Annotated in this window: 18 protein-coding genes and 2 pseudogenes; 12 read left to right on the top strand and 8 right to left on the bottom strand. The window is 41.4% G+C overall.

Annotation, left to right across the window (positions count from 1 at the left end; all coding sequences use genetic code 11):
* Positions 1 to 22 precede the first annotated feature (22 nt).
* Positions 23 to 427 (top strand): hypothetical protein, encoded by a 405-nt coding sequence (locus RM049_RS11195; RefSeq protein ID WP_322704233.1) that lies wholly within the window; start codon positions 23 to 25, stop codon positions 425 to 427.
* 177 nt (positions 428 to 604) lie between these two features.
* Here RM049_RS11195 and RM049_RS11190 read toward each other — a convergent pair whose 3' ends face one another.
* Positions 605 to 1,135 (bottom strand): hypothetical protein, encoded by a 531-nt coding sequence (locus tag RM049_RS11190; protein WP_322704232.1) that lies wholly within the window; start codon positions 1,133 to 1,135, stop codon positions 605 to 607.
* A gap of 46 nt (positions 1,136 to 1,181) precedes the next feature.
* On the opposite strand from RM049_RS11190, the pseudogene RM049_RS39260 reads away from it, so the two are divergent.
* From RM049_RS39260 to RM049_RS11180, 3 genes and pseudogenes are all read left to right on the top strand, one after another.
* Positions 1,182 to 2,897 (top strand): annotated as a pseudogene (locus tag RM049_RS39260) (hypothetical protein); the annotation flags it as partial.
* A 333-nt stretch (positions 2,898 to 3,230) separates the two neighbouring features.
* Positions 3,231 to 6,368: a hypothetical protein gene (locus RM049_RS39255; protein WP_416212632.1), complete on the top strand. Its 3,138-nt coding sequence runs from the start codon at positions 3,231 to 3,233 to the stop codon at positions 6,366 to 6,368.
* A gap of 82 nt (positions 6,369 to 6,450) precedes the next feature.
* Complete coding sequence (locus RM049_RS11180; RefSeq protein ID WP_322704231.1) at positions 6,451 to 7,080, top strand: Uma2 family endonuclease; 630 nt, start codon at positions 6,451 to 6,453, stop codon at positions 7,078 to 7,080.
* A gap of 64 nt (positions 7,081 to 7,144) precedes the next feature.
* Here the strand turns inward: RM049_RS11180 and RM049_RS11175 are convergent, their stop codons facing one another.
* Positions 7,145 to 8,062: a LysR family transcriptional regulator gene (locus RM049_RS11175; protein ID WP_322704230.1), complete on the bottom strand. Its 918-nt coding sequence runs from the start codon at positions 8,060 to 8,062 to the stop codon at positions 7,145 to 7,147.
* An 84-nt stretch (positions 8,063 to 8,146) separates the two neighbouring features.
* Here RM049_RS11175 and RM049_RS11170 point away from each other — a divergent pair, with 84 nt between their 5' ends.
* Both RM049_RS11170 and RM049_RS11165 read left to right on the top strand, forming a co-directional pair.
* Positions 8,147 to 8,893: an SDR family oxidoreductase gene (locus tag RM049_RS11170; protein ID WP_322704229.1), complete on the top strand. Its 747-nt coding sequence runs from the start codon at positions 8,147 to 8,149 to the stop codon at positions 8,891 to 8,893.
* Between the two features lie 57 nt (positions 8,894 to 8,950).
* Positions 8,951 to 9,610, top strand: coding sequence for an NADPH-dependent F420 reductase (locus tag RM049_RS11165; RefSeq protein WP_322704228.1), 660 nt, complete (start codon positions 8,951 to 8,953; stop codon positions 9,608 to 9,610).
* Positions 9,611 to 10,024: 414 nt separating this feature from the next.
* Here RM049_RS11165 and RM049_RS11160 read toward each other — a convergent pair whose 3' ends face one another.
* Positions 10,025 to 10,225, bottom strand: a complete 201-nt coding sequence (locus RM049_RS11160; protein WP_322704227.1) for a hypothetical protein — start codon at positions 10,223 to 10,225, stop codon at positions 10,025 to 10,027.
* A 168-nt stretch (positions 10,226 to 10,393) separates the two neighbouring features.
* On the opposite strand from RM049_RS11160, the gene RM049_RS11155 reads away from it, so the two are divergent.
* Both RM049_RS11155 and RM049_RS11150 read left to right on the top strand, forming a co-directional pair.
* Complete coding sequence (locus RM049_RS11155) at positions 10,394 to 11,251, top strand: oxygenase MpaB family protein (protein ID WP_322704226.1); 858 nt, start codon at positions 10,394 to 10,396, stop codon at positions 11,249 to 11,251.
* A 58-nt stretch (positions 11,252 to 11,309) separates the two neighbouring features.
* On the top strand, positions 11,310 to 11,474 hold the full coding sequence (locus RM049_RS11150; protein ID WP_322704225.1) for a hypothetical protein: 165 nt from the start codon (positions 11,310 to 11,312) through the stop codon (positions 11,472 to 11,474).
* 111 nt (positions 11,475 to 11,585) lie between these two features.
* Here RM049_RS11150 and psbA read toward each other — a convergent pair whose 3' ends face one another.
* The gene (psbA, locus tag RM049_RS11145; protein ID WP_322704224.1) at positions 11,586 to 12,668 is read right to left on the bottom strand and encodes a photosystem II q(b) protein; all 1,083 of its coding nucleotides are present in this window, start codon (positions 12,666 to 12,668) and stop codon (positions 11,586 to 11,588) included.
* A gap of 162 nt (positions 12,669 to 12,830) precedes the next feature.
* On the opposite strand from psbA, the gene RM049_RS11140 reads away from it, so the two are divergent.
* Entirely contained in the window at positions 12,831 to 16,397 is a 3,567-nt protein-coding gene (locus RM049_RS11140; RefSeq protein WP_322704223.1) for an NB-ARC domain-containing protein, read from the top strand.
* A gap of 173 nt (positions 16,398 to 16,570) precedes the next feature.
* On the opposite strand, the gene RM049_RS11135 is transcribed toward RM049_RS11140, so the two are convergent.
* Entirely contained in the window at positions 16,571 to 17,242 is a 672-nt protein-coding gene (locus tag RM049_RS11135; RefSeq protein WP_322704222.1) for a hypothetical protein, read from the bottom strand.
* 62 nt (positions 17,243 to 17,304) lie between these two features.
* Here RM049_RS11135 and RM049_RS11130 point away from each other — a divergent pair.
* A pseudogene (locus tag RM049_RS11130) lies at positions 17,305 to 19,869 on the top strand (penicillin acylase family protein).
* Between the two features lie 377 nt (positions 19,870 to 20,246).
* Positions 20,247 to 20,825: a PEP-CTERM sorting domain-containing protein gene (locus RM049_RS11125; protein WP_322704221.1), complete on the top strand. Its 579-nt coding sequence runs from the start codon at positions 20,247 to 20,249 to the stop codon at positions 20,823 to 20,825.
* Positions 20,826 to 21,063: 238 nt separating this feature from the next.
* Here RM049_RS11125 and RM049_RS11120 read toward each other — a convergent pair whose 3' ends face one another.
* Entirely contained in the window at positions 21,064 to 21,564 is a 501-nt protein-coding gene (locus RM049_RS11120) for a hypothetical protein (RefSeq protein ID WP_322704220.1), read from the bottom strand.
* 231 nt (positions 21,565 to 21,795) lie between these two features.
* Positions 21,796 to 22,302, bottom strand: coding sequence for a DUF1993 domain-containing protein (locus RM049_RS11115; RefSeq protein ID WP_322704261.1), 507 nt, complete (start codon positions 22,300 to 22,302; stop codon positions 21,796 to 21,798).
* A gap of 86 nt (positions 22,303 to 22,388) precedes the next feature.
* Between RM049_RS11115 and RM049_RS11110 the strand changes: the two genes are divergently transcribed.
* Entirely contained in the window at positions 22,389 to 22,652 is a 264-nt protein-coding gene (locus tag RM049_RS11110; RefSeq protein WP_322704219.1) for a hypothetical protein, read from the top strand.
* A gap of 107 nt (positions 22,653 to 22,759) precedes the next feature.
* On the opposite strand, the gene RM049_RS11105 is transcribed toward RM049_RS11110, so the two are convergent.
* Positions 22,760 to 23,146 (bottom strand): RidA family protein, encoded by a 387-nt coding sequence (locus tag RM049_RS11105; RefSeq protein ID WP_322704218.1) that lies wholly within the window; start codon positions 23,144 to 23,146, stop codon positions 22,760 to 22,762.
* Positions 23,147 to 23,158: the final 12 nt, after the last annotated feature.

Here is a 23,158-nt window from a genome sequence, read left to right as displayed (position 1 = left end):
ATTACAACATCTGAATCATATTATGTCCGAACAACAACAAATCAAACTTTGGGATGATTGGGACGATATTAATTTGTCTACTCCTGAACGTCGCATTGAGCGCTTAGAAATTCTGCTGTGCCAAAAAGTACACAAAGGCGAGGACATATCTGAATGTCTGCAAGTTTTAGAGTATTTGAAAAATTGCACGACTCACCAGAAGTTGGAGTCTGTTTTCTTTAGGCGAGTTCATTCTAAAATGACTTTCAACTCCTGGCAAATAATTGGTCAGGCTACCTTAATCTCTCTAGTTGCTATTTCTTGCTGTTTTGCTATGTATAAAATAGCTACTTCATCAATAATATCTAGTAATTCTCCGTCGGAATTATCTCTTGGCAAACAATTATCAAAAACCACCCCACCACACGGTAAAAAACATCATAAATAAATCTAGTCGCAGTGCGGTATATTTCTTGACCGCACTGCAATTACTGATTGAAGTAAAAAGGCAGTTTTTGAATATTTACTTTCGTGTCTGTCGTTGGCGATCGCTTTCTTTCACATATTCAGATAAAATCACTGCATTTGATGGATAAAACGGAGTTACGGCGTAAACTCACCTACTTTAATAGGAGGTGTTTTTATCAAAAGGCAAGCTATCTTCCGGCTCAAAGTTCCGCAAGTCCTGTTCCATTTGGCGGAGGCGTTGGGCGTAAGTTCTGCTGTCTTCAATCCTTTCTTTCATCCGTTCTTCACCAAAGTTAATACCTTGTTCTGCATGATCGGCAGACACAGCATTATAATTCTCGACTTCGTTTTTCTTACGCCACTCAAGCTGTTCCAGGGCACTTTCACTGATGCCAATTTGCCGAGCGTAGTCTACATATTCAGGTCTGAGAGAGCCGTCAGGGTTAAACTCTCTTTTCTCTTGTTCGCTGAAAAAATCGTAAGCTGTATACACTGGCCACGGCTCTGGATCAGTCTCGTCCAGGTGCTTCCACTCGTCGTACTCTTCTTTTAATCTACGAGCATAATCATCGATTGCTTCTGGATGTGCGCCACGAGATAACTTTTGTTGTCTTACTTCATCTTTTAAAGTTCCATCTGCATTGAACTCTTCTTTATTCATATTTATCCAACGCTTAATTCTTGACATAAAACCCCCTAAAATATTAACCAATTTTCATCAATTTCTTAAAATCATGACTCTGGAATTGAAGCATTTTGATCCCCGGCTCAATCAATGGATTTATACAGATAAGCGTAAAACTATTTTAACCGAAAAGCTCAGTAATACTTTACTAGAATTTTACTTTCCTGATAAAGAATTCTCGTTTGGACATTCAGATGAATACAGTACAGACGAAGAATTAAGGAATCATCCAGACGGACACATCTTATTATTATCTTCTAAAACTCGCTTACTTTATGGAGAAAAAGAATGTTTAGAAACGATTCAAAAGATTTGTCCAGATAGTAAAGATCGTGGAGCTTATGGTTCGATATTTCTTGGGGCTTGTAAAAATGCGATTCACGAAAAGCTAAACATTCTAGTAGTAGATGATTCTACTAATAATCCCGGTCAAAATGGAGGGATATTATCAAATGATTTAGCATATAAACTAGTTGGCGATTGTTATGGACAAATTTCAACACAACTTTATGACAAGCTCACTTCAAGAGAATCACAACAAGATAAAAGCTACCGTGTTATCCAGCATCGATTCGGCTGGAGGGAAGGAAACGGAGAAGATACTAGCAAATACCGCTTTGGTAAAGGAACACTTCGACCATACAAACTAGATAAAATAGAATATGCAGAGCCAAATAACAAACCAAAAATAGACATAATTCTCCCCATAAGTAGTTTTAAGGGAACAGATAAGGATAGACCAACAGGGGCGACTAAACCTCAAATTAAGCCAGGTTTGTATCAGCAAGATATTTGGTTAGCCGAAAAAGGACAATCTCAGCAAGGTCAGATGTCTATCTCCCAACTATTGGCATCTTTCCCCCAAGGAATTAAAGATTTTGCCGAAGAATTAGAGCTACAAGCTGAAAAACTAGCCTCTATTCAAGATGACCCTAGAATTGTTGCTGCTTACTATTGTGAAAAATACGAAAAACGCAAAGAATTATTGAACCAAAGTAAATTAAAAATAGGAGAGGTCACAAACCTTGAACCAGATGTTAAAAACTTAGGGACAAATGACGATTTAGATACAGATGAGGAATTAGATGACGAGAGTACTAAAGATGACTTGTTCATGTACAAACTCATCAAAACTGACTTACTTGGTCATCAACAACTTTTAGAAACGGAAAAAGTTAAACAGGAATTAAGTCGGTTTTTACAGAGCCAATGGCGAGATATCGCTCTGGGGAAAACGCTTACTTTTGACCGAGGGATGATTATTCCATCCAAGGAACTTAAAAATGGTGAAATTTGTGTTTCATGGGAAAAGAATGAAGATAAAATTCTTAACTTCCGTTCTCCTTTTCTGAATTCTAACGGATTGTGTGTGTCTGCTAACAAGCACGTTAAAGATCGACTCGGCCCAGATGGTAAAGACCTCAAAGGCATAATTGTAGTCAATGACGAAGACCACAAGCGCATACAAGCCAGAATTACAGAGTTAGAAGCGCAAGGGATTGATGTTGAAGAAATAGACCCAGCAGAAACCGAATCAGAACGCCAAGCACGAGACTACGATGGTGACTGCATAGGTATAGCAAGAGCTAGCTTATATCCCAATTTAACAGCAGAGGCAGAGCGAAGAAATCTTCCCCAAAACGCCTATTCGCCCACGGTTAAGCTCAAAAAACAATCATTTTATTTGGAAGATGGAAGCCAGCCCCCATTTGAAAAAATCGCTATCCACATGAGCGATAGCATCAGCGTGGGCATAATCAACAATCAAGTTACTGCACTGGAAGCATTAGAATCGGAAATTGAGGTACTTAAAACTTATGGGACTATCGAACAACAATCAACTTATTTAGACCAAGTATCTAGCCATTATCAAAGTTTATTTGAACAGGAACATGACGAAAAGCCCAAACCAATTAGAGCAGAGTACAAACCCTTCATCCAATCTGTTGTAGTTCTAGCAGAGAATCCTAACAGAACGCCAGAGATTATTCATCAGGCGATGGATGTTAACCGCCTGATGTACCGATAAATGATTGGTGAGGGATGTTATCAAAACCAAATAGCGGTTGATTTATTCAAAAGTGCAAAAAAACCTGAGATGAATAAAATCCGGGAAAACAGCCGCTATTTGTATCGTGATGTTAATTATATTAAAGATAAGAAATCTTCGTCAGTTTATTTAAACACGGGGATAACACCAAAGGGCTACTCACCAGTAGAATTATTGATTAGCCAAACCAATAAATATTTCCAAGAATCACAGTTAGAATCGCGCCCCATAGTCCAGTTTAAAGACTTGTTTCAAGGAGTAGAATTTACACCACAGCAAAAATTTGCAGCGATCGCCGCCAAGTACGAGTTTGATCTGAAATTCAACGCTGCGGTTCGTGCCTCAAGGCGGCGAGAAACAGAGTCTGGCCCTAGCGCAATTATTCAAACGGATTCAGGAACGCAACTCGAAATTACCAACCTCACCCGCTACGGGCATCCCCTAATATGGAAAGCCCAGACACTTAATATTCGCCTAGATGAGATTAAATTCACAAACAGTGAACGCCCCCATAAATTATTAGCAGTTGCACAGATAGATGGCGAGGTTGGATCAGATGGAAAACCCGCTTACCGCAACCTGGGGACAGTTAGCCAGCAATCTGTAACTGACCACAACCTCAAGGCGGGGATGTCCATGCAGGGAGCTAAACTCTTAGAACTAAAACCAGAACTTACTAGAAGCCAAACTAAATTACTTTTCGACAAGGCACTAGAGGCGGCTCTCGCATTTTATGCGAAGATCCCAGAGTCAGAAAAACTTGCTCTATCTGCCGCCGCCTGGAACATCTGTGCATCCCGCCAGGATGAACTGGAAGTTGCAAGAAAAGAAAACGCAAACCCCCAGGCGATCGCTAAAAAAGTTTCCAATTTCGCCTTCGCTGCTTTCCCCAATGAGATTATTTCTCGCTTAGATAAATTGCAATTTACTGAGCCGAAGTTAGTCACATTAAATAATGAAGCGAATCATTTTTTGGGTCGAGAATGGAATCCAACCGAAAAACATCCTATAGAAATCAGAGCTTCTCACCACCTAGTCGGACATGAGCGCCATGTTTCCAGGCTAATGTTTGTCCAGGATAGTGACGGCAAATATAAGGAATTCGCCATGCTTGAAACCAGAACTGCACAGCTTCCCATTGGTACGAAAGCGCTCTCTTGTATGGTTGGGGTAGAACCTGCCACTGCCAAAGCAACTATTGGACTACCAGGAAACGAGCCGGTTGAAATTACTATCCGTGAACTCAAGAACTTCTCTTATGCAGGACTTGTTTTTAACGCCGAACCGGTCAACTTAGAATTTGGTACTGTGCTGATTCCTGACAAAACAGTAAAAATCAAACTTGATGGGAAAACTCTGGGTGAGTTAGACAGTGATTCTGCCCAACAGTTAAAAGAAATTAATTATCTCAAAAATGGTAATCCTCTAAAGTTAAAACTTACTTCTATCTCCGAAACTGGAGATCAAGCTTTTGTTCTGGGTGAATCTCCCAATGGGAATCTTCTCAAAATTAATAAAATTAACTTTTATGATTTTTCTGGTCAGACATTCAATGATCAAGATTACCGAAAACTGACTATCGAAACCTCAGCTTCTAAAACTAGAGATGCTGTATTTTTGAATGGTGAACCCTTGGGAGTATTGCACTTCAAAAAAGACAAAGACGCGCTCAGACAACTTGGATTGCTCAAAACCGGAAAACTTACCCCAGTCCCCGCTATTATTCAAAGTAATTTCTCTGTGATTTGCGCTCAAATTGACCCTAATACCGTTGAATATCCTACTATTTGGACGAAGGAATTTCAGGCTTTTGGGACTCAATCGGTTAACCCTCAACAACTGTATATGATTGATAGTAGTGCAAAAATTCTACATCATATTAAAGAGCGTCCAACTTTCTTATTTTCTACCCAATCAAACAAAAAACTTGGAGTCATGGGCTTGGCTGTTGACAACCAGAAAGCTGATACTGTGACTAAATGGTTAACTGCTCAAAAAGTTGAATGGCAGCAAGTACCAACAGAAGATGTTATCAGGGAAACTAAAAAAGGTCTAGCAGTATTTCACTTAGTCAGCAGTTCAATTCCCTCCAAAACTTTGGAGAACATGACCAAGAAATTTGGGTCAATTATTGAATCGGATAGTGACTATCAACAAAGAGTTAATTCCCTCGCCACACGACCACAGTTTTTGAAACCTCCATCTCAATCAGCATTGTCCCCGCCTCAACAAAGCGCTCAATTCCACCCCAACCAAGAGGTTCAAAATCTCGCCGTCGCCTCTCCTGTCATCAAAGGCAAACCGATTCCGATGAACTACCCTTTAATGATGCATGGTGACACCAATCTTTTACCCGTGGATACTTGCATTGATGCGATGAGAGGATATGGTCGAACTCACACCACTAGAGCTTATCAACCTTACAAACAGTATGGGTTTAAGGAAGGCGATATTGCTCTGGCGACAGGCATTGATAAACAAGTCGCCTTTCGAGTCGGTAAGCAGTATCAAATCACACCTGATATGATTGCTGACCCTGTTTATCAACAGCAATGGGCTGACATGGAAAAGCACTCACCCAAAGCATTACCAGAATTATTCACCGGCAAAGGGCAGGTCTGGGGACTACATCTTGAACCCTTGGGGGATTATGTGGAGGGTTTTATAATCCCGTTTCCTCAACCACAAAACAAAGCCATACCCAACCAAAAAGTCCAACCTCAATCAGTCACTATTGATGACTTGAGAAATTGGTACAATGCGGCCGAGAAGTTAGGGAAGTCCGATAATTACAAAAAACGCATTGTAGAAGTGGCTAATGGGTTTAAAGCTGGTGAGCAATTATCAGCCGAAGCGTTGACAGTAATGAATCAAGATACATTTGAGCTTGAAGCCATCAGTCGGCTGACTCAAATTGCTCAAAAAATTGGCATGGTTTTGGGACAATCTCGGCAAGATGGTTTCACTGAAGTTAAAGGCAAGGTTTATGACCTCAGCTTTAACACTGAGCGCAAAGATTTGACTATCCAACAGAAAAATGGAGATATAGTTTTAGGTGTTGAATCAGGCAAAGTGCATATCTCACAAGTCACGCCTGAAATCATAAAAACTTTTGAAGGAGCTAACTCTCTTCTTGACAAGACTTACTTTTCTTCTCAATCTCAGTCAAGAGAAATTCACAGATAATATAGGAACAACGCGATTTTGTGAGAATTATGCGTTCTAGGCAGTTCTTACAGTAGGAGTAAAAATAAATCCAGTAAGTTTTATGAATCAAACACAATCGGAACTAAAGCTACTGACCTTCGATGAATTTATCGAATGGTATCCAGAAAACTCAGAAGTACGTTACGAATTACATGATGGGGTGATTGTGGAGATGCCAAAGCCTAAAGGGGAGCATTCTGATTTGGCTGGTTTTTTGATTGAAGAATTACTGTTCACAATTAGAGAGATGGGTAAACGCGGTATCTGGACTATACCAAAAGAATCCATTATTAAACCATACCGAGACAAATCAGGGTACGAACCGGATATTATTGTTTTAAATCAAGAAACTATCGATACTGAAACGCGCTGGAAGAAAGAATCAGTTATCCATAATGCTAGTTCGGTCAAACTAATAGTTGAAGTAGTGTCAACCAACTGGCAGGATGATTATTACGATAAGCTTCGTGACTATGAAGCTATGGGTATACCTGAATATTGGATTGTGGATTATGCAGCTTTGGGTGGACGTGTATTTATTGGTAGTCCCAAAGTTCCGACTATTTTTGTCTGTGAACTTATTGATGGTGAATATCAAATGACACCCTTTAGAGAAACAAACCTTATAGTGTCTCCTACTTTTTTGCAGTTGAATCTAACCGCACAACAAGTTTTTGACTCGGTGATTTAAACTTTTTAGAGTTCAAAAAATTGTCAATGCAAGATTTTTAATGTTAAAAGACTTCTCTGATGTATTAAATTTCCTCACAAACGCTTATGAGCATCTGTCGTAACCAGCAATGGGCTTGATCCTGCTCTGTAAGCTTGCTCCATAGCATTGAAATCATCCACGGTTGAGTTTGTACTGGAAGTTCAAAAATTTCTAATGCATCTTGATATGCCAAGGGTGCTAGCAATCGTGATGGAACAGCAGCAATTAAATCAGTTGATGAAATGATTGCTGGTAGCACTAGTAAGTGAGGAGTTGTCAAAGCAACTCGACGCTGGAGGTTATACTGGGCGAGCGCATTATCGATTTCACCAACTTCATCTTGCCTAAGAGTAAAAAGAGCATGAAGAAAATTAGCGAAGATTTCTGGTGTGATAACGTCCTCCAAAAGAATGGGATGTCCAAGACGACAGATGCCGACAAAGTGTTCTGGAAATAATGGCATTTGTATTGTTTGTCTGGGTGGGTCTTGAAAAACACCCAAAGCTAGATCAATCTCTCGTCGCTCTAATAGTTCTCCGACAAAGTTTTTTGCAAAACTAATTAATCGAAAATTAATGCTTGGTGCAATTCGACGACAAACTTCAAGAAGCTTGGGCATAACAACATAGCTAGTGTAATCTGAACTGCCAATTGTAAAAGTACTTTTAGAAGTAGTAGAGTCAAATGTTTGGCTCGTTTCCAATGTCTGTCGAATTTGTTGTAAAGCAGCTTTTATACCTTGAGCAACTTCCAGAGCTTTTGCCGTGGGTTGCATTTGCCTGCCAATTCGGATAAATAATTCATCTTGGAATAGAATGCGTAACCTAGCGAGTGCCGCACTCATTGCTGGTTGGCCTAAATACAATCGTGTTGCTGCTGCTGTTACACTCCTTTCTTCAAAAAGTGCTTCAAAGGCGACTAGAAGGTTCAGATCAATGGCAGACAAGTCTATTAATCGCATCGATTAAATATATTATTTCAATCAATTTGATTAATTTAAAACATTTCAGTAAAGTAAAACTGAAAGTTGCGAAAATTTATTAAGATGACAAACCAGAAAAAGATTGCTGTAGTAACAGGTAGCAATCGTGGGTTAGGATATGCCATAGCTCGGAAATTGTCCCAAATTGGCATCCATGTTGTTCTAACAAGCCGTAACCAAACAGATGGTCTTGCTGTTAAAGAACAATTATCTAATGAAGGACTTGATGTAAACTATCACACACTGGACGTTACGAGTGATTTGAATGTGGCAGAGTTTGTTCAATGGCTAAGAGAAACCTACGGCAGGGTAGATATTTTGGTGAACAATGCCGGCATCAATCCTACAACCAAGCCAGAGGAATCTAGTTTATTGACAGTTCAACTAGAAACGATGCGCTCTACATTTGACACCAATGTTCTAGCGCTCCTGAGAATTTCTCAAGCATTAATTCCGTTGATGAAGGTTCACAACTACGGTCGCATTGTCAATGTCTCAACCGAAATGGCATCTTTGGCTGCAATTACTAGTGACTACTACCCAATAGCACCTTCCTATCGACTATCCAAAATAGGGGTGAACGGTCTAACTGTTCTTTTAGCAAAAGAACTCCTTGGCGCTAATATTCTCGTTAATGCTTATTCTCCAGGTTGGATGAAAACTGATATGGGAGGAGAGAATGCGCCGTTTACAGCAGAGCAAGGAGCCGAAACTGCTGTTTATTTAGCAACACTTCCAGATGAAGGAGCGCAAGGACAGTTTTTTGCAGAGATGCGTCAGTTTGGCGGTCCCATAAAATTACAGTGGTAAATCTAGATGAAAAATAGTGCTTTTATTTCCATTGAACTGTATTAGGGAGAAATAGCAATGAAGGTCAGCTTTATCGGTTATGGCAGCATGGCAGAGTCTTTAAGCTCACGTTGGGTAGGAAAACACGAGCTATTTGTTGCAGGTCGAGATTCTAGCAAAGCACAGAGTTTGGCAAGTAGGCTTGCTCAGGGGACAAAAGCTGGTTCCCCTCAAGAGGCAGCAGAGTTTGGTGAAGTCATTGTTTTAGCGACTCCTCACCAAGCAGTATTTGAAGCTATGGAAGCAGCTGGAGGAAGTGAAGCTTTTGCAAACAAGATTCTATTAGACATAAATAATCCTGTTGACCCCTCTAACGGTAATTACTTAACGCAAACTTATGATGGAGTATCACTATCAGAAGCGATCGCTGCTTATTCTCCCAAGGCTAAGGTAGTGAAAGCGTTCAATATGTGTCAGGCAAAAGTTTGGCAGATGGAGCAGCCTAATTTCGATGGTCGGCGGTTAGTAACGCTCTATTGCGGCGACGATACTGATGCGAAACGTCAAGTGGCTTCGCTGATTGAAGATGTTGGGAGTGAGCCAGTCGATTTGGGGGAGTTGAAGTATGCTCGATTGTTAGAGTCTGCGGCAGCAATTGTGATTAAGCTGCTATTTTCTGGTCGCGATCCTTACACTGTTCTTAACCTGATTCAACCAGAAGTCAAACCGATTTCTTGAAAAAGCATACATAATTGCATGAAAGCATACACTTGCTGCGATATTTACCTACTTTTTGGGGCTGTTGAGTGACGCACTCCGACAATAGCCTAATTACAACAAGCTACTGGGGTTGAATGGTACGCTTGAAAAGCGCAAATCCTTAATGTTGCAGGATGAGAGGGTGTAGGAGTTGCACGGTCAAGAATTAAAATCAAAGTTAAACATTTACTGATAAGTGTTTGACCATGCCAAATACGTGCAACTACTGTTCCTACATCCCATGTTCTCCAATCTATCCGTCAGATGTCAGGGGGTCAGCAACTGAGCAAATACTTGCAACTTATCGTGTTTCAGATTGTTTTCTTTCAGAATCAGGTTAGGCATATCTTGCCAACTTGCCAACAGTGGCGGCATACGACGACAGGCAAAATCTTAAAACCCTTCTGCCTTCTGCCTTAAAGCGCGTAACCTTTGATCATCACCAAAAGTTGCCAAGAACCGATAATATTGCCAATTTGAATTAGAAGCATAAGCACGTAAAAACAGCAATATTATGGTTCCACCGACAATAGCGTTTTCAGCCGTTGCATGGCGGCTCATAGCAGCTTCGCTACTTTCTCCCCTATTACTCATTAATTAAAGAAATTACTCACTACTTAAAGAACGCGAAAAATAACTTTTCCCACTGCAAATTTTACTCAGCCAGGAAAGAAAAGGATTGTGCATTAATTTTTAACCCCTGAAAAGGTATGATTATGGAAGTTTGAAGTTTGCTTGTATTGAGCGCAGGAAAAATCTCAGATGCTTTTTAATCGCTACAAAAATCTCCATCTGATTCAGCAGCTCGATCCTGTGATAGCTCATTGCCAAATTTACTCTATAATGATTGGCTATGATTTTTCATGGGAAATGACAAGAGCGCTGGAAGTGGCTTTGATGCGAACTTATTGTGTTCCTAGCATTTCTAAATTATTGGATAAAACAGGGGAATTTTATCAGCATTCACAAAAACGCTACGACGATACAGGTATAATTATAGGGGAAATTGGTAAGTGGGGTTACGATAGCGATCGCGGCAAAGAAGCGATGCAACGCATGAATGCCATCCACGGACGCTTTAAGATTAATAATGCCGATTTTTTGTATGTACTCTCTACCTTTATTTACGATCCAATTCGCTGGAATGCAAGTTTTGGTTGGCGCTTGATGTGCGAACAAGAAAAATTAGCAGCTTTTTACTTCTGGCGGGAAGTGGGTAAGCGAATGCATATCCAGAATATCCCTGAAACTTACGCAGAATTTGAACGCTATAACCGTGATTACGAGCAAGCAAACTTTCGTTATTCAGATACCAATAGACGTGTGGGAGAAGCAACGCGAAATTTATTTTTGAGTTGGTTTCCCGGCTGGATGAGTTTTGCTTTAAAACCTTTGGTATATGCCTTACTTGATGATGTCATGCTCGATGCCTTTGGGTTTGAACATCCTTCCCCTTTTTTGCGATCGCTCCTAGCAAATATCCTCAAAATTAGGGCGCGATTATTACGTTACTTTCCTCCACGAAATCAGCCATACTACTTTATCGATCATGCTATTCGCAGTTATCCAGATGGTTATAAAATAGCTAATGTAGGCCCAGCAGAAAATAGTAAGATTTGACATCGACCTCTTGAAGAAGGCAGCTATGCTGAGGGCAGAGGGCAGAAGGAACAATTGGATGGGGATTCAGACCCCAACCAATACATCTCAGTTGAAATCACTAGCTGCAATTGATGTCTTCAAGGAATTACAGAAGTTACAAGAAAGGCAGAGGGCAGAAGGCAGAAGGCAGAAGGAAAGAAGTATTAATAAAAACTTTAGTTCTGGGTTATTGCCCAGTTAAAAAAAAGAATTGTATCGATAGCGCAGCGTTAGCGAGATAGGGAGACGTTAAAAAACCCGGCTTCAACAAAGTAAGCCGAGGTAAGCACTTATAAAAAATGACAGTTAAACCTTAGCCGTGAATGACAGGGGCATTGAAAGCTATTGGTGCTGCTTCACCCGCAGCCAAATCTAGAGGGAAGTTGTGAGCATTACGCTCATGCATTACTTCCATACCCAAATTGGCACGGTTAATCACATCTGCCCAAGTGTTAATTACGCGTCCTTGGGAGTCGATGACAGACTGGTTGAAGTTGAATCCGTTCAAATTAAATGCCATCGTGCTGATACCCAAAGCAGTAAACCAGATACCAATCACAGGTAAAGCTGCTAAGACAAAGTGCAGCCATCGGGAGTTTTGGAAGCTGACATATTGCCAAAATAGCCGTCCGAGATAGCCATGAGCCGCAACGATGTTGTAGGTTTCTTGTTCTTGACCGAACTTATAGCCGTAGTTTGCAGATTCGGTTTCGCTAGTTTCACGAACTAAGGTAGAAGTCACCAAAGAACCGTGCATCGCAGAAATTAAAGCACCACCAAATACACCAATAACACCTAACTGATGAAATGGATGCATCAGGATATTGTGTTCAGCTTGGAAGACCAACATAAAGTTGAAGGTTCCAGAAATACCCAAAGGCATACCATCAGAGAAAGAGCCTTGACCAATGGGATAAATTAAGAAGACAGCAGTCGCAGAAGCCAGGGGAGCGCTATAAGCTACACAGATCCAGGGACGCATTCCCAAGCGGTAACTCAACTCCCATTGCCGTCCCATGTAGCAAGCGCAACCAATTAAGAAGTGGAAAATTACTAGCTGGTAGGGGCCACCGTTGTAAAGCCACTCATCAAGGGAAGCTGCTTCCCAAATGGGGTAGAAATGTAAGCCGATCGCATTTGAAGAAGGAACAACCGCACCAGAGATAATATTGTTGCCATAAATCAAAGAACCAGCAACAGGCTCACGGATACCATCGATATCTACGGGGGGTGCAGCAATAAAGGCGATGATGAAGCAAGTGGTAGCTGTTAGCAGGGTGGGAATCATCAGGACACCGAACCAACCGATGTATAGACGATTATCGGTGCTGGCGATCCACTCACAGAAGCGCTCCCAGACATTGGCGCTAGAGCGTCTTTGTAAGGTAGTAGTCATAGTTTAGAATAATTTCAAGGATTTTGTTGATGATTTAAAGTTGTTGTTCGCCCTGAATCAACAACTGATAGCATCTTAAAAAAGTTGTTAAATCTTTGCAGTAACTAATAGTTATTCAAAGTTACAAGTTGAAGTTAACTTTAGTAAGCAACCTCTGGATAAATGACCGTCGAAGAAGCCTTAGCCATTGTTGAAATAATTCTGGGAAAAACATCTCTAAATGACTTGCAAGAGATTATTTTTCGACAGTCATGGGAACAGAAAACGTATCCAGAGATTGCGGAAAAGTTTGGTTATGATGCCGACTACATCAAAATTGTTGGCTTTCGACTCTGGAAAATGCTTTCCCATGCGATGGGTGAGAAAGTTACTAAAGATAACCTCCATTCGTCTTTGAGAAGATGGTGTTATCGTCAGAAGAATACTGGAGAAATCAAGCCTGATAATCCCATAAAAACTTATCAAGACTGGGGTGAAGCGCTCGACGTTTCGATTTTTTACGGACGTTTCCAAGAAATTGCCACCTTAGAGCAGTGGATTAATCAAGACCGTTGTCGATTAGTGGCACTATTGGGGATTGGGGGAATTGGTAAAACTTCTTTATCTGTGAAGTTGAGTGAGAAACTTCAGGGATTTGAGTATGTTATTTGGCGATCGCTCTATAATGCCCCCACTATTGAAGCGTTACTGACTAGCTTGATTCAAGTTCTCTCTCACCAACAGCAGGGGGATTTATCCGAATCTGTCAGCGATCGCATTTCTCGACTGCTTAACTATCTCCAAAAACATCGCTGTCTGCTAATTCTCGATAATGCAGAGACAATCTTAAGCAGCAATGAGGGTCGAACAGGTCAATATCGCTCTGGTTACGAAGGATATGGTGAGCTTTTTAAGCGAATTGGTGAGTTTCGCCACCAAAGTTGTTTAGTGCTGACGAGTCGAGAAAAGCCTAAAGAGGTGGCAGTACTTGAGGGCGAAAAGTTGCCTGTTAGAACTATGCAATTATCTGGTTTATCAATCGCTGATGGACAAGCAATTTTTAGCTGTAAAGGTAGCTTTATTGGATCGACTGATGAATGGCAAACTCTAATTCAATCCTATGCAGGTAATCCACTGGCACTGAAGATTGTGGCAACCACCATCCGGGATTTATTTGATAGTAATATTTCTAATTTTCTTGCTCAAGGTACTGTTGTATTCGGTGATATTCAAGATTTGCTCGAACAACAGTTTCAACGCTTATCAGCTTTAGAGAAATCAGTCATGTATTGGTTGGCAATCAACCGCGAACCTGTAAATTTTCCCGAAATACAGGCTGATTTATTATCCTTGATTGCGTCTTCTCAACTCCTAGAAGCATTGTCAGCTTTAGAAAGACGCAGCCTGATTGAAAAAGGTAGTGGTTTATTCACACTACAGCCTGTGTTGATGGAGTACATTACCATTTGTTTGATTCAAGAGGTTTGTGTTGAAGTTGAAACTCAAAATATTTCTCTCTTCAAAACCCATGCACTGATCAAAGCGACTGCGAAAGATTATATCAAAGAAATTCAGCTTTACTTAATTCTCAACCCTGTGATTAAAAAATTGCTTTCTTTGTTCGGAACGGCAAATCGGATTGAAGCTCAACTGATGACAATTCTGGCACCACTTCGTGGCAAAAAGCCAATGGATGCTGGTTATGTGGGTGGAAACACGATTAATTTACTTCGTCAGCTGCAAGTGGATTTAAGCGATCGCAACTTTTCTAGTTTGACGATTTGGCAAGCTGATTTAAAAGGTGTGAATTTACACCAAACCAATTTCGCCTACTCAGATTTAACTAAATCTACTTTTACGGCAAATCTCAGCTATACCTTTACGCTAGCAGTTAGTCCAAATGGCAATCTTCTGGCAATCGGGGATACCCTTGGTCAAATTTCCCTATGGCAAACAACAGATGGACAGCAATGCTTAACCTGGGAAGCACACACAGGTTGGGTGCGTTCTATTGTATTTAGTGCTGACGGACAAACTTTATTTAGTGGCAGTGATGACCAAACTGTTAAACAATGGGATCTCACAGGTCGATGCTTACAAGTATTCAGGATGCACACAGGCTTTGTTTGGTCTGTAGCCCAGGCTCGGCAAGAAAACTATTCAGTCCTTGCCAGTGGTGGTATGGATCAAACGGTTAAATTATGGGACATTCAGACAGGGGAATGTCTGAAAAGTCTTGAAGGACACACAGATTGGATCTGGGCGATCGCTTTGAGTAAAGATGGTAAAATTTTAGCAAGTGGTAGCGCCGACCATACGATCAAACTTTGGTATCTCAATACAGGTGAGTGCCAGAAAACACTACAAGGACACATGGGTATTGTGTGGTCTGTAGCATTTAATGCTGATGATAAAATGCTGGTAAGTGGTAGCGCTGATGGCTCTGTGAGGATTTGGGATTTAGAAGCAATGCAGTGTTTGCAAACTCTCCAAGGTCATACAGGCCATGTCTGGTGTGTAGGTTGTAGTACTGATGGTCAAACGCTAGCAAGTGGCAGTGCTGATACAACAATTCGCTTGTGGGATATTCACACTGGAGAATGTGTGAAAACTTTGTCAGGGCACACCCACACAGTGCGATCGCTGACATTCACTCCAGATGGAAAAACCTTGATTGCCAGTGATGACAACCAAACTGTTAAGTTCTGGAATATTCATACAGGACAGTGTTTCCGAACTTTTCGCGGACATGGTAGCGGTGTGTGGGCATTAGCGACTTCTCCATTTGATGATTCAGACCGCAGCCAAGTCTTAGCCAGTGGTGAAGACCAAACAGTTAAATTATGGGATATTCATACTGGTAAGTGTATCAAAACCTTTACTGGTCATACTAATTGGGTACGAACCGTAGCTTTTCATCCCCAAGGTAATACCATTGCCAGTGGCGGTGCAGATGAAACAGTGAGAATTTGGGACATAGAGACAGGAGAATGTCTACAAGTCTTACGAGGTCATAGAAACTGGCTACTTTCAGTTACCTACAGTCCCAATGGACAAACCTTAGCCAGTAGTGGTAGCGACAAGCAAGTACGGATTTGGGATGTCAAAACAGGTGTTTGCTTGGGTGTGTTATGTAATCACACTAATATTGTCTCATCACTTGTTTATAGTCCTGATGGCAAAATGCTAATTAGTTGCTGTGCAGATTCGCTAATTCGAGCTTGGGATGTTGCTACAGGGGAATGCTTGAAAATTTTTCGTGGGCACACAAACGGTGTGTGGTCAGCTAAATTTAGTCCAGATGGGCAAACTTTGTATAGTAGCAGTCAAGATGCAACCATCAAAATTTGGGATTTCAAGACTTGCCAATGTCTAAGAACCTTGGAAGGACATACTGATGCTGCGATCAGTGCTGCCAGTCCCGATGGTTATCTGCTGGCAAGCGGAGGAACCGACCAAACCGTGAGAATTTGGGATATGAAAACTGGGAAGTGCTTAAGAGTATTGATTGGACACACACGATGGATTTTTGCGATCGCATTTGTCCATTCTCCGGTTAAAAGTCCAATTCTTGCTAGCAGCAGTGAAGACCAGACCATCCGCTTATGGAATGTCGAAACAGGTGAATGTCTGAAAATTCTCAGAACTCCTAGACCTTATGAAGGCATGAATATTACAGGGGTCGTTGGTTTGACAGAATCTGTGCGATCGTCACTTTTGGCACTAGGAGCTATAACGGAAGGTTCTTAAATAAATTAAATATGCATAATGCAGATCAATTTGATTCTTTAATCCAATTTACTGTGCAAAAACAGGAAGATCCATTAATGATGGCTGTAATTCGGGAATTACTGCGTTTTTTAAAGGTTAACACTCAATACTTTTCGGTTAAGGGGAAAGGGGGAAAGGGAAAGGGTTTGAATTTACCTTTCCCCTTTGCCCTTTAACCTTTTCCCAGACCAAAAGAGAAGTCGAGCATAATATTTAACCTGCTCCCACCAATAATCACTGAGTTCTGGATCTGTGTCCATACCCCCCCGATTATTATCTCCATCTTCATTAATGGGGGGTGTGGACGGAGCATTAATCCCATATTGAGATTGCATTCTAGCAGCATAAGTAGCTTGAAGCTCAAGTGATTCTTGCCGCTTCCTTTCCCTGTCCTCCCTCTGCCGTTGACGATACTCCAATACCTTTTGGGCAAACTCGACATCAGAAGTATTGAGCCGATAATACCGAACCCTCTGCCCATCCTCCATTGGTCGCCGCGACTCAGTAGACAAACCCAGTTGCGAGAGGAATTGTCCTAAAATCCACAAAGCAGACTCCGATAGCGGTATGGTCAGATTGAGAATACCCTTAACGTGAGAGGCATTGCGTTTGGAGAACTCTGCCAAAGCCTGAATCATCGCCTCGTCGCCTTTAATCTCAACCCCAGCCATCAGATCGATCAAGACTGCCCTGAGTCCGAGCCGATGACGCATTAACCACGCGGTAGAATGATTGCTCCAGTCCGTGCAAATAGCTAATCGCTCCCGTTCCGATTTATGACGTTCGGCAACAACAGTCGGTGGTGGAACAAGGATGTGTTGCAATCATTAATTGAATTGGTATAATGTCGCGTGGTTTCACTAATGATGCGACAATACCTACATAGATGAAAAAGTCCCAGAAACGTTGGTTGCGTAATCAACTCAAAATCGGCTTGGTTTGGGTGTTAGTACTGGGGCTGTCGCTAGTTGGATTTACTGTTGATACTGTGCGCCAATCTTTTCCTGTAGAAAGTGGCACGATTGTGCTGTCTGGACTGACATCTGAAGTTAGAGTTCAGCGAGACAACTGGGGAATTCCCCATATTTGGGCTGCTAACTCTCATGATTTATTCATGGCGCAAGGTTATACCCATGCTCAAGACCGTTTTTGGCAAATGGACTTTTGGCGACACATCGGTTCAGGGCGACTAGCAGAAATGTTTGGTTTATCTCAAGTAGAAACTGACAGATATCTGCGGACAATGGGTTGGGCAAGAGTAGCACAGCAAGAAATCCAGCAAATGGATGCCCAAATGAAGGCAGATTTGCAAGCTTATGCTGATGGTGTTAATGCTTATCTAGCACAACATCAAGGCAGCGCCCTCAGTTTAGAATATGCTGTCTTAAAATTATTAAATTCCGGGTATAAACCAGAGCCTTGGCAACCGTTACATTCCCTCACTTGGGGCAAAGTGATGGCTTACGACTTGGGCAGAAACTTTCAGAGCGAAGTTGAGCGTACCATCTTGCTTAAAACCCTCACACTTGCTCAGGTAGACGAGCTTTTTCCACCATATCCTCAAGACTTGCCTGTAATTTTACCTGAATTTCAAGCAGGTATTGGCACAGGGGAGGAAATTAATCATTCAACGTTACCCTTACAGTCCTCTACTCTAGATGTTTTGGTAGCAGAAGCTGTAGCCCCCACTTTCGAGACAATTACTCAGCCAATGATGGCTTTAGAGAAACTCATCGGGCCTACAGGAATAGGCATTGGTTCTAACAACTGGGTCATATCTGGTAAACGCACGACTACAGGTAAGCCAATGATGGCAAATGACCCCCACTTGGGTGTGCAAATACCTTCTATCTGGTATGAGGTTGGTTTACACTGCACGCCTAAAGGTGCAGAATGTCCTTACAACGTGACTGGCTTTTCCTTTGCTGGGATGCTGGGGGTGATAGTTGGTCATAGCGATCGCATTGCTTGGGGTGTAACTAATGTACAATCCGATGTCATGGATTTATACATTGAAAAAATCAACCCCAACAACGCCAATCAGTACGAAGTCAATGGTAAATGGGTGGATATGCAACTTGTGCCAGAGACAATTCAAGTTGCTGGGAGTCAACCAATTGTGCAAACAGTACGCTACACCCGACACGGGCCAATTCTCTCGGATGTTTCACGCAACTTACAGCAGTTCAACTCAAGTAGAGCGATAAAACTAACACAAAGTTATGCTGTTGCCCTGCGTTGGACAGCTTTAGAACCATCCAGGCTTGTGTATTCAGTTCCCCAAATAAATCGCGCCCAAAACTGGCAAGAGTTTCGCACGGCTGCAAGTAACTTTGATGTACCTGCCCAGAACTTGGTTTACGCTGACATTGAAGGTAATATTGGCTATCAAATGCCAGGGAAATTCCCGATTCGTAAGCAGGGAGATGGACGCTATCCGATTCCCGGTTAGACAGATGAATATGAGTGGCAAGGCTATATTGACTTTGAGCAATTACCTAAAAGTTTCAATCCATCACAAGGTTATATTGCTACCGCCAATAATTTAGTCGCCAATGATTATCCTTACCTGATTACCAAAGATTGGGTTTATGGTTATCGGGCACAGCGCATTATTGAAATGATTACACAGCAAAAAGAGCCAATTTCCATCACTGATGTGCAGCGCATACAGGGCGACAATCGCAATTTGAATGCCCAGACCTTAGTGCCATTACTACAAGCGATCTCTTTTGATACTCCCCAGTTGCAAACAGCCCAAAAACTCCTGCGAGATTGGAACTTACAGCTAGGAATGACATCGCCGACAGCTGCTTTATTTGAAGTATTCTGGAAACATTTGCTAGCAGATACCTTTGATGACCAGTTGCCTAAAGAATATTTTCCTGATGGTGGCGATCGCTGGTATGCTGTAATCCAAAATCTCGTTAAACAGCCAGATAGTTACTGGTGGGACAACCGCAGTACCTTAAAAGTAGAGAACCGCGACCAAATTCTGCGACTTGCTTTTACCGAAGCTGTAGAAGAATTAGAAAATATTCAAGGCAAAGACTCAAAAAATTGGAACTGGGGTAAACTGCATACCATTACTTTTGGCAATGCTACCTTGGGCAAATCTGGAGTTGCACCTATTGAGGCTTTGTTTAATCGTGGTTCCTTCGCCACTGCTGGTAATGGGGAAACCGTGAATGCTAATCGTTGGAGAGCAAACAAATCCTTTGAAGTGACTGATATTCCTTCTTTGCGGATGATTGTAGATTTAGGAAATCTCGGTAATTCACTAGCTATTCATACCCCCGGACAATCAGGTCATGCCTTCCATAGCCACTACAACGACATGGTTGACCCCTGGCGCAAGATTGAATATCACCCGATGCTGTGGGAACACAATCAGGTAACAGCTAAAACTGCTAATACACTCAGACTAATCCCAAAATTGGCAGCAAGTTGAGATTAGTGTCGAAGGACACTAGTACCGCAAGGCGGAATTCCAAATTCCAAATTAATACAGCGCAAGCATTTCACTGATTGTGAATAGGTGGTTTGGTTTATTTCCGCCGTGTTGTACTAGACATTTAACGACAAAATTGATATTTCCATCTCTTCTTTTTAGCGATCGCCAGCCGCAAGCAGAGGCGAAAAATGCTTTTAAAAACCTCTTAGTAAGAAACTTTAAAACTGAGGTTTTTACTTGGGTTGCCACAATGGAGTGATATCAAGGTTTTCAGTAGCAGATTACTTTAAGCGACGGACAAGACATGAGTGTATCTTGAGTTGCCAAGGATGTGATAGCATACCTTCAACAAATTTAAGTAGCATACCCAATCCATGAATCAAGTTCGACTCCCCAAAGTTAGCGTCGCCGTGATTGGTTTGGTAGTTGCAAGCATATTTCATGCTACTCCTGTGCTGGGAGCGATTCTAACTAGACAAGAATTTTCAGGTGATTTTACCTTAGTCAATGCTACTAGCCCATTCCTTACGAACTCTTTGCCATTCAAGAGCGAATATTCTGGATTCGTGGTTTATTCAGAGTCTGGGACTTTGAGCGATTGGGAGCTATCCGTCAACAATCTAGACCTGAATTTGAAGAGAGGATCTACTAATGGCGGTAACTTAACCCCAGATGTCGATTTTGAGCTTGATTCTAGGTCGAATTGGAATTTAGTAGTTGATTTTGGCATTGCTTTTGATGCTCCAAGATATACCTTAGAAAAAACTTCAAGCTCTGAAATTACCTTAACGGGTGAAGTGGGACGGGCAGGAACATACATCTATCAAGATTCTGCTGCCAATATTACCCTGAGTTCTTCATCTACATCAGTACCAGAACCTGCTTCCCTACTAGGTCTATTGTTTGGAGTTGGTGCAATTGCTGTCTCTAAAAAAACTGGTAAGATGAAATAGTAAAGCATGAATTACTCAACTCTTTATCAAAGCTTTCTCGCTCTACACCACGACCACCCAATCGCAAACCACAGACCTACACTCGTCTGCAAACTTAGCCCAAAGGAGCCACTGCCCCAGGTATGCGTTCTGTGTAAGGCTCATCATCGGGTAGAACTTCCACAACAGCAGACAGCGCAACAGACTTTTGCTCTTGGAATACTTCTAATAGACATCTGGGATGGTGTCAGTATGACCTTTAGTCACTTCCACCCCAAGTCCAGGCAGGATTGCCATTCTTGAAACTGTTGTTTAGCACGACTAGAGGATAATTATTTGGATCGGAGCCACCAGCTAAATCTAAGATGAAGTAAACCTTACCTTTAACGAAGTGCATCCGTAAATAATTAAGGTGAAGAGAGTAGGCTTGTCCATCAACCTTAGTCATTCCAGCAGAAGCAAAGCATTTAGCATATCTCGGCTTGAGTGTACCAACCCATGTAACGCTAAAGCTATTACTGGCTTGAACAGAGATATTACTGGCGTAGGCACTCAGGTTAACAGAGCCATCTGTTGCAAAACTGCCTTCTTGATAAGGATGGGGTCTTTCAGTGACAATTACTTTGTCTGGACAGCTTTGTTTTTGCTCGTTTTCACTATAAACTTTTAGCTCAATGTTTTGTGATTGATTTTGTGCAAGGACGTGCCAGTTGGACAACAGAGGCAGTAAACCAATATTTATGCCTATAATCAATATCATTGGTCTAAACGAAATCATACTCATAACCGAACAAATATTGAATTTGATGTAGTATTAGATTTTACTAATTAATCGGCGAAATTCAAGCCAGTGTAATTACTGAGAAAGAGAAAAGGGAAATGTTGAAGAAAAAACTTTTCCCCACAATGCCTTGAAGTGAAGAAGTCTATTTTTTACTAACCCAAGCAAGATCGGAAAATCTCGAAAAAATTGCGTTAGATATTACTCTGATTAAGGCTGACCAAGAAAGTCTCCTTTGCCAAGTTCTACACCACAGTGCCTAAGAATGTCATACGCTGTTGTGACATGGAAATAAAGGTTTGGTAAAACAAAATATAGGAGAAATGGCATTCCTTGAAAAGAGAGAGTGTTGTCACGCATTTGTAGAGTAATTTCTTTCTCTTCTGAACCGTCAATTTGCTCAGGTTTAAAAGTATTTAAATTAGAAATAGTTTTTTGAATGCGGTCAATAAGTTGACAAAATGTAGTTTCATTGTCCTCGAATTTAGGTGGTTCTATTCCTGCTAACCGTGCAGCACCTCTATTTACTATGTCAGAGGCAATTTGCACTTGTTTTGATAATGGAAACATATCTGGGGATAGACGACTATTAATCAAGACATTCGGATCTATTTTTTTAGTTTCAGCATAAGCAGCACCTTTTTCAAGAATGTTTATAAGATTATTCAGTGCGCGAATAGATACGGGTATTAAAGCTTGGTACATTGAAATGGTCATTAAGATTTCTCCAGAAAAATTCAAACGACTTTGAGCCGCCCCATCTAATATTAGGGGGTATTGACTGTGATATTGTGTCAAAGAATATGGAACCTAATTTAGTCACAGATCCAAAGATACTAAATGTTTTGAACGAACTTAGACAACGGGAACCGATTTTTCATCGTCCAGAGTTGGGGACGACACGTGCCGACTTTCCTTTTAGCGATCGCTTTCTGTGCCCAACTCGATCGCGCCATCCACTCAGTCTAATGCGGCGTATCTGTCACCAGTTGGAGCAAATTTGTCAGGTCTTGCGTCTTCAAATTCCAGCGTCACTCCGCAACGCTCATCAATCGTTAGGATACTGAGTAATTCTTTAACAAGGTTTCCCCCAAACTCAAACACAAGGGTGTGTTTCTCAGCAATACGAGTAGCCAAGAAGTTAGGTGATTTGTCACAAAATTGCTCCTCAAACCTAGCCCCTATTTTTTTTTGCTGTCACCTCTATCTCAATCCGCATTCTCGGATCTGAAAGCCCTGCAACAATCATTGTTGCTGCCGGTTTGACATCTCCTAAATATCTACGAATTACTGGGCAGCTTTGTTCAAAGTCTTCTCGAATGGGTAAAATGTAACGAACTCGCACTATATCCTGCATTACCAGTCCTGCCTCTGTTAGTGCAGCATTAATATTTTTAAAACACTGCTCTGTTTGTTTTACAACATCATCAGATATGGTCATCGAACTGTAATCAAAACCTGTGGTACCAGAAACAAAAACCCAGTCTCCATCAATAACGGCTCTAGAATAACCAATTTCTTGCTCAAAGATAGAACCCGAAGATATGAATTGACGACTCATTTAATTGTGGAA

It is taken from the genome of Nostoc sp. DedQUE04 (assembly GCF_034530995.1).
Lineage (GTDB): Bacteria > Cyanobacteriota > Cyanobacteriia > Cyanobacteriales > Nostocaceae > Nostoc.
This window is presented reverse-complemented; position numbering and strand designations above follow the sequence as displayed.

What these genes read in the sequence shown, in the direction of transcription:
- RM049_RS11195 (WP_322704233.1), top strand. Translation starts at nt 23, where the DNA reads ATGTCCGAACAACAACAAATCAAACTTTGGGATGATTGGGACGATATT.
- RM049_RS11190 (WP_322704232.1), bottom strand. Translation starts at nt 1,135, where the DNA reads ATGTCAAGAATTAAGCGTTGGATAAATATGAATAAAGAAGAGTTCAAT.
- RM049_RS39255 (WP_416212632.1), top strand. Translation starts at nt 3,231, where the DNA reads ATGAATAAAATCCGGGAAAACAGCCGCTATTTGTATCGTGATGTTAAT.
- RM049_RS11180 (WP_322704231.1), top strand. Translation starts at nt 6,451, where the DNA reads ATGAATCAAACACAATCGGAACTAAAGCTACTGACCTTCGATGAATTT.
- RM049_RS11175 (WP_322704230.1), bottom strand. Translation starts at nt 8,062, where the DNA reads ATGCGATTAATAGACTTGTCTGCCATTGATCTGAACCTTCTAGTCGCC.
- RM049_RS11170 (WP_322704229.1), top strand. Translation starts at nt 8,147, where the DNA reads ATGACAAACCAGAAAAAGATTGCTGTAGTAACAGGTAGCAATCGTGGG.
- RM049_RS11165 (WP_322704228.1), top strand. Translation starts at nt 8,951, where the DNA reads ATGAAGGTCAGCTTTATCGGTTATGGCAGCATGGCAGAGTCTTTAAGC.
- RM049_RS11160 (WP_322704227.1), bottom strand. Translation starts at nt 10,225, where the DNA reads ATGAGTAATAGGGGAGAAAGTAGCGAAGCTGCTATGAGCCGCCATGCA.
- RM049_RS11155 (WP_322704226.1), top strand. Translation starts at nt 10,394, where the DNA reads ATGCTTTTTAATCGCTACAAAAATCTCCATCTGATTCAGCAGCTCGAT.
- RM049_RS11150 (WP_322704225.1), top strand. Translation starts at nt 11,310, where the DNA reads ATGGGGATTCAGACCCCAACCAATACATCTCAGTTGAAATCACTAGCT.
- psbA (WP_322704224.1), bottom strand. Translation starts at nt 12,668, where the DNA reads ATGACTACTACCTTACAAAGACGCTCTAGCGCCAATGTCTGGGAGCGC.
- RM049_RS11140 (WP_322704223.1), top strand. Translation starts at nt 12,831, where the DNA reads ATGACCGTCGAAGAAGCCTTAGCCATTGTTGAAATAATTCTGGGAAAA.
- RM049_RS11125 (WP_322704221.1), top strand. Translation starts at nt 20,247, where the DNA reads ATGAATCAAGTTCGACTCCCCAAAGTTAGCGTCGCCGTGATTGGTTTG.
- RM049_RS11120 (WP_322704220.1), bottom strand. Translation starts at nt 21,564, where the DNA reads ATGATATTGATTATAGGCATAAATATTGGTTTACTGCCTCTGTTGTCC.
- RM049_RS11115 (WP_322704261.1), bottom strand. Translation starts at nt 22,302, where the DNA reads ATGACCATTTCAATGTACCAAGCTTTAATACCCGTATCTATTCGCGCA.
- RM049_RS11110 (WP_322704219.1), top strand. Translation starts at nt 22,389, where the DNA reads ATGGAACCTAATTTAGTCACAGATCCAAAGATACTAAATGTTTTGAAC.
- RM049_RS11105 (WP_322704218.1), bottom strand. Translation starts at nt 23,146, where the DNA reads ATGAGTCGTCAATTCATATCTTCGGGTTCTATCTTTGAGCAAGAAATT.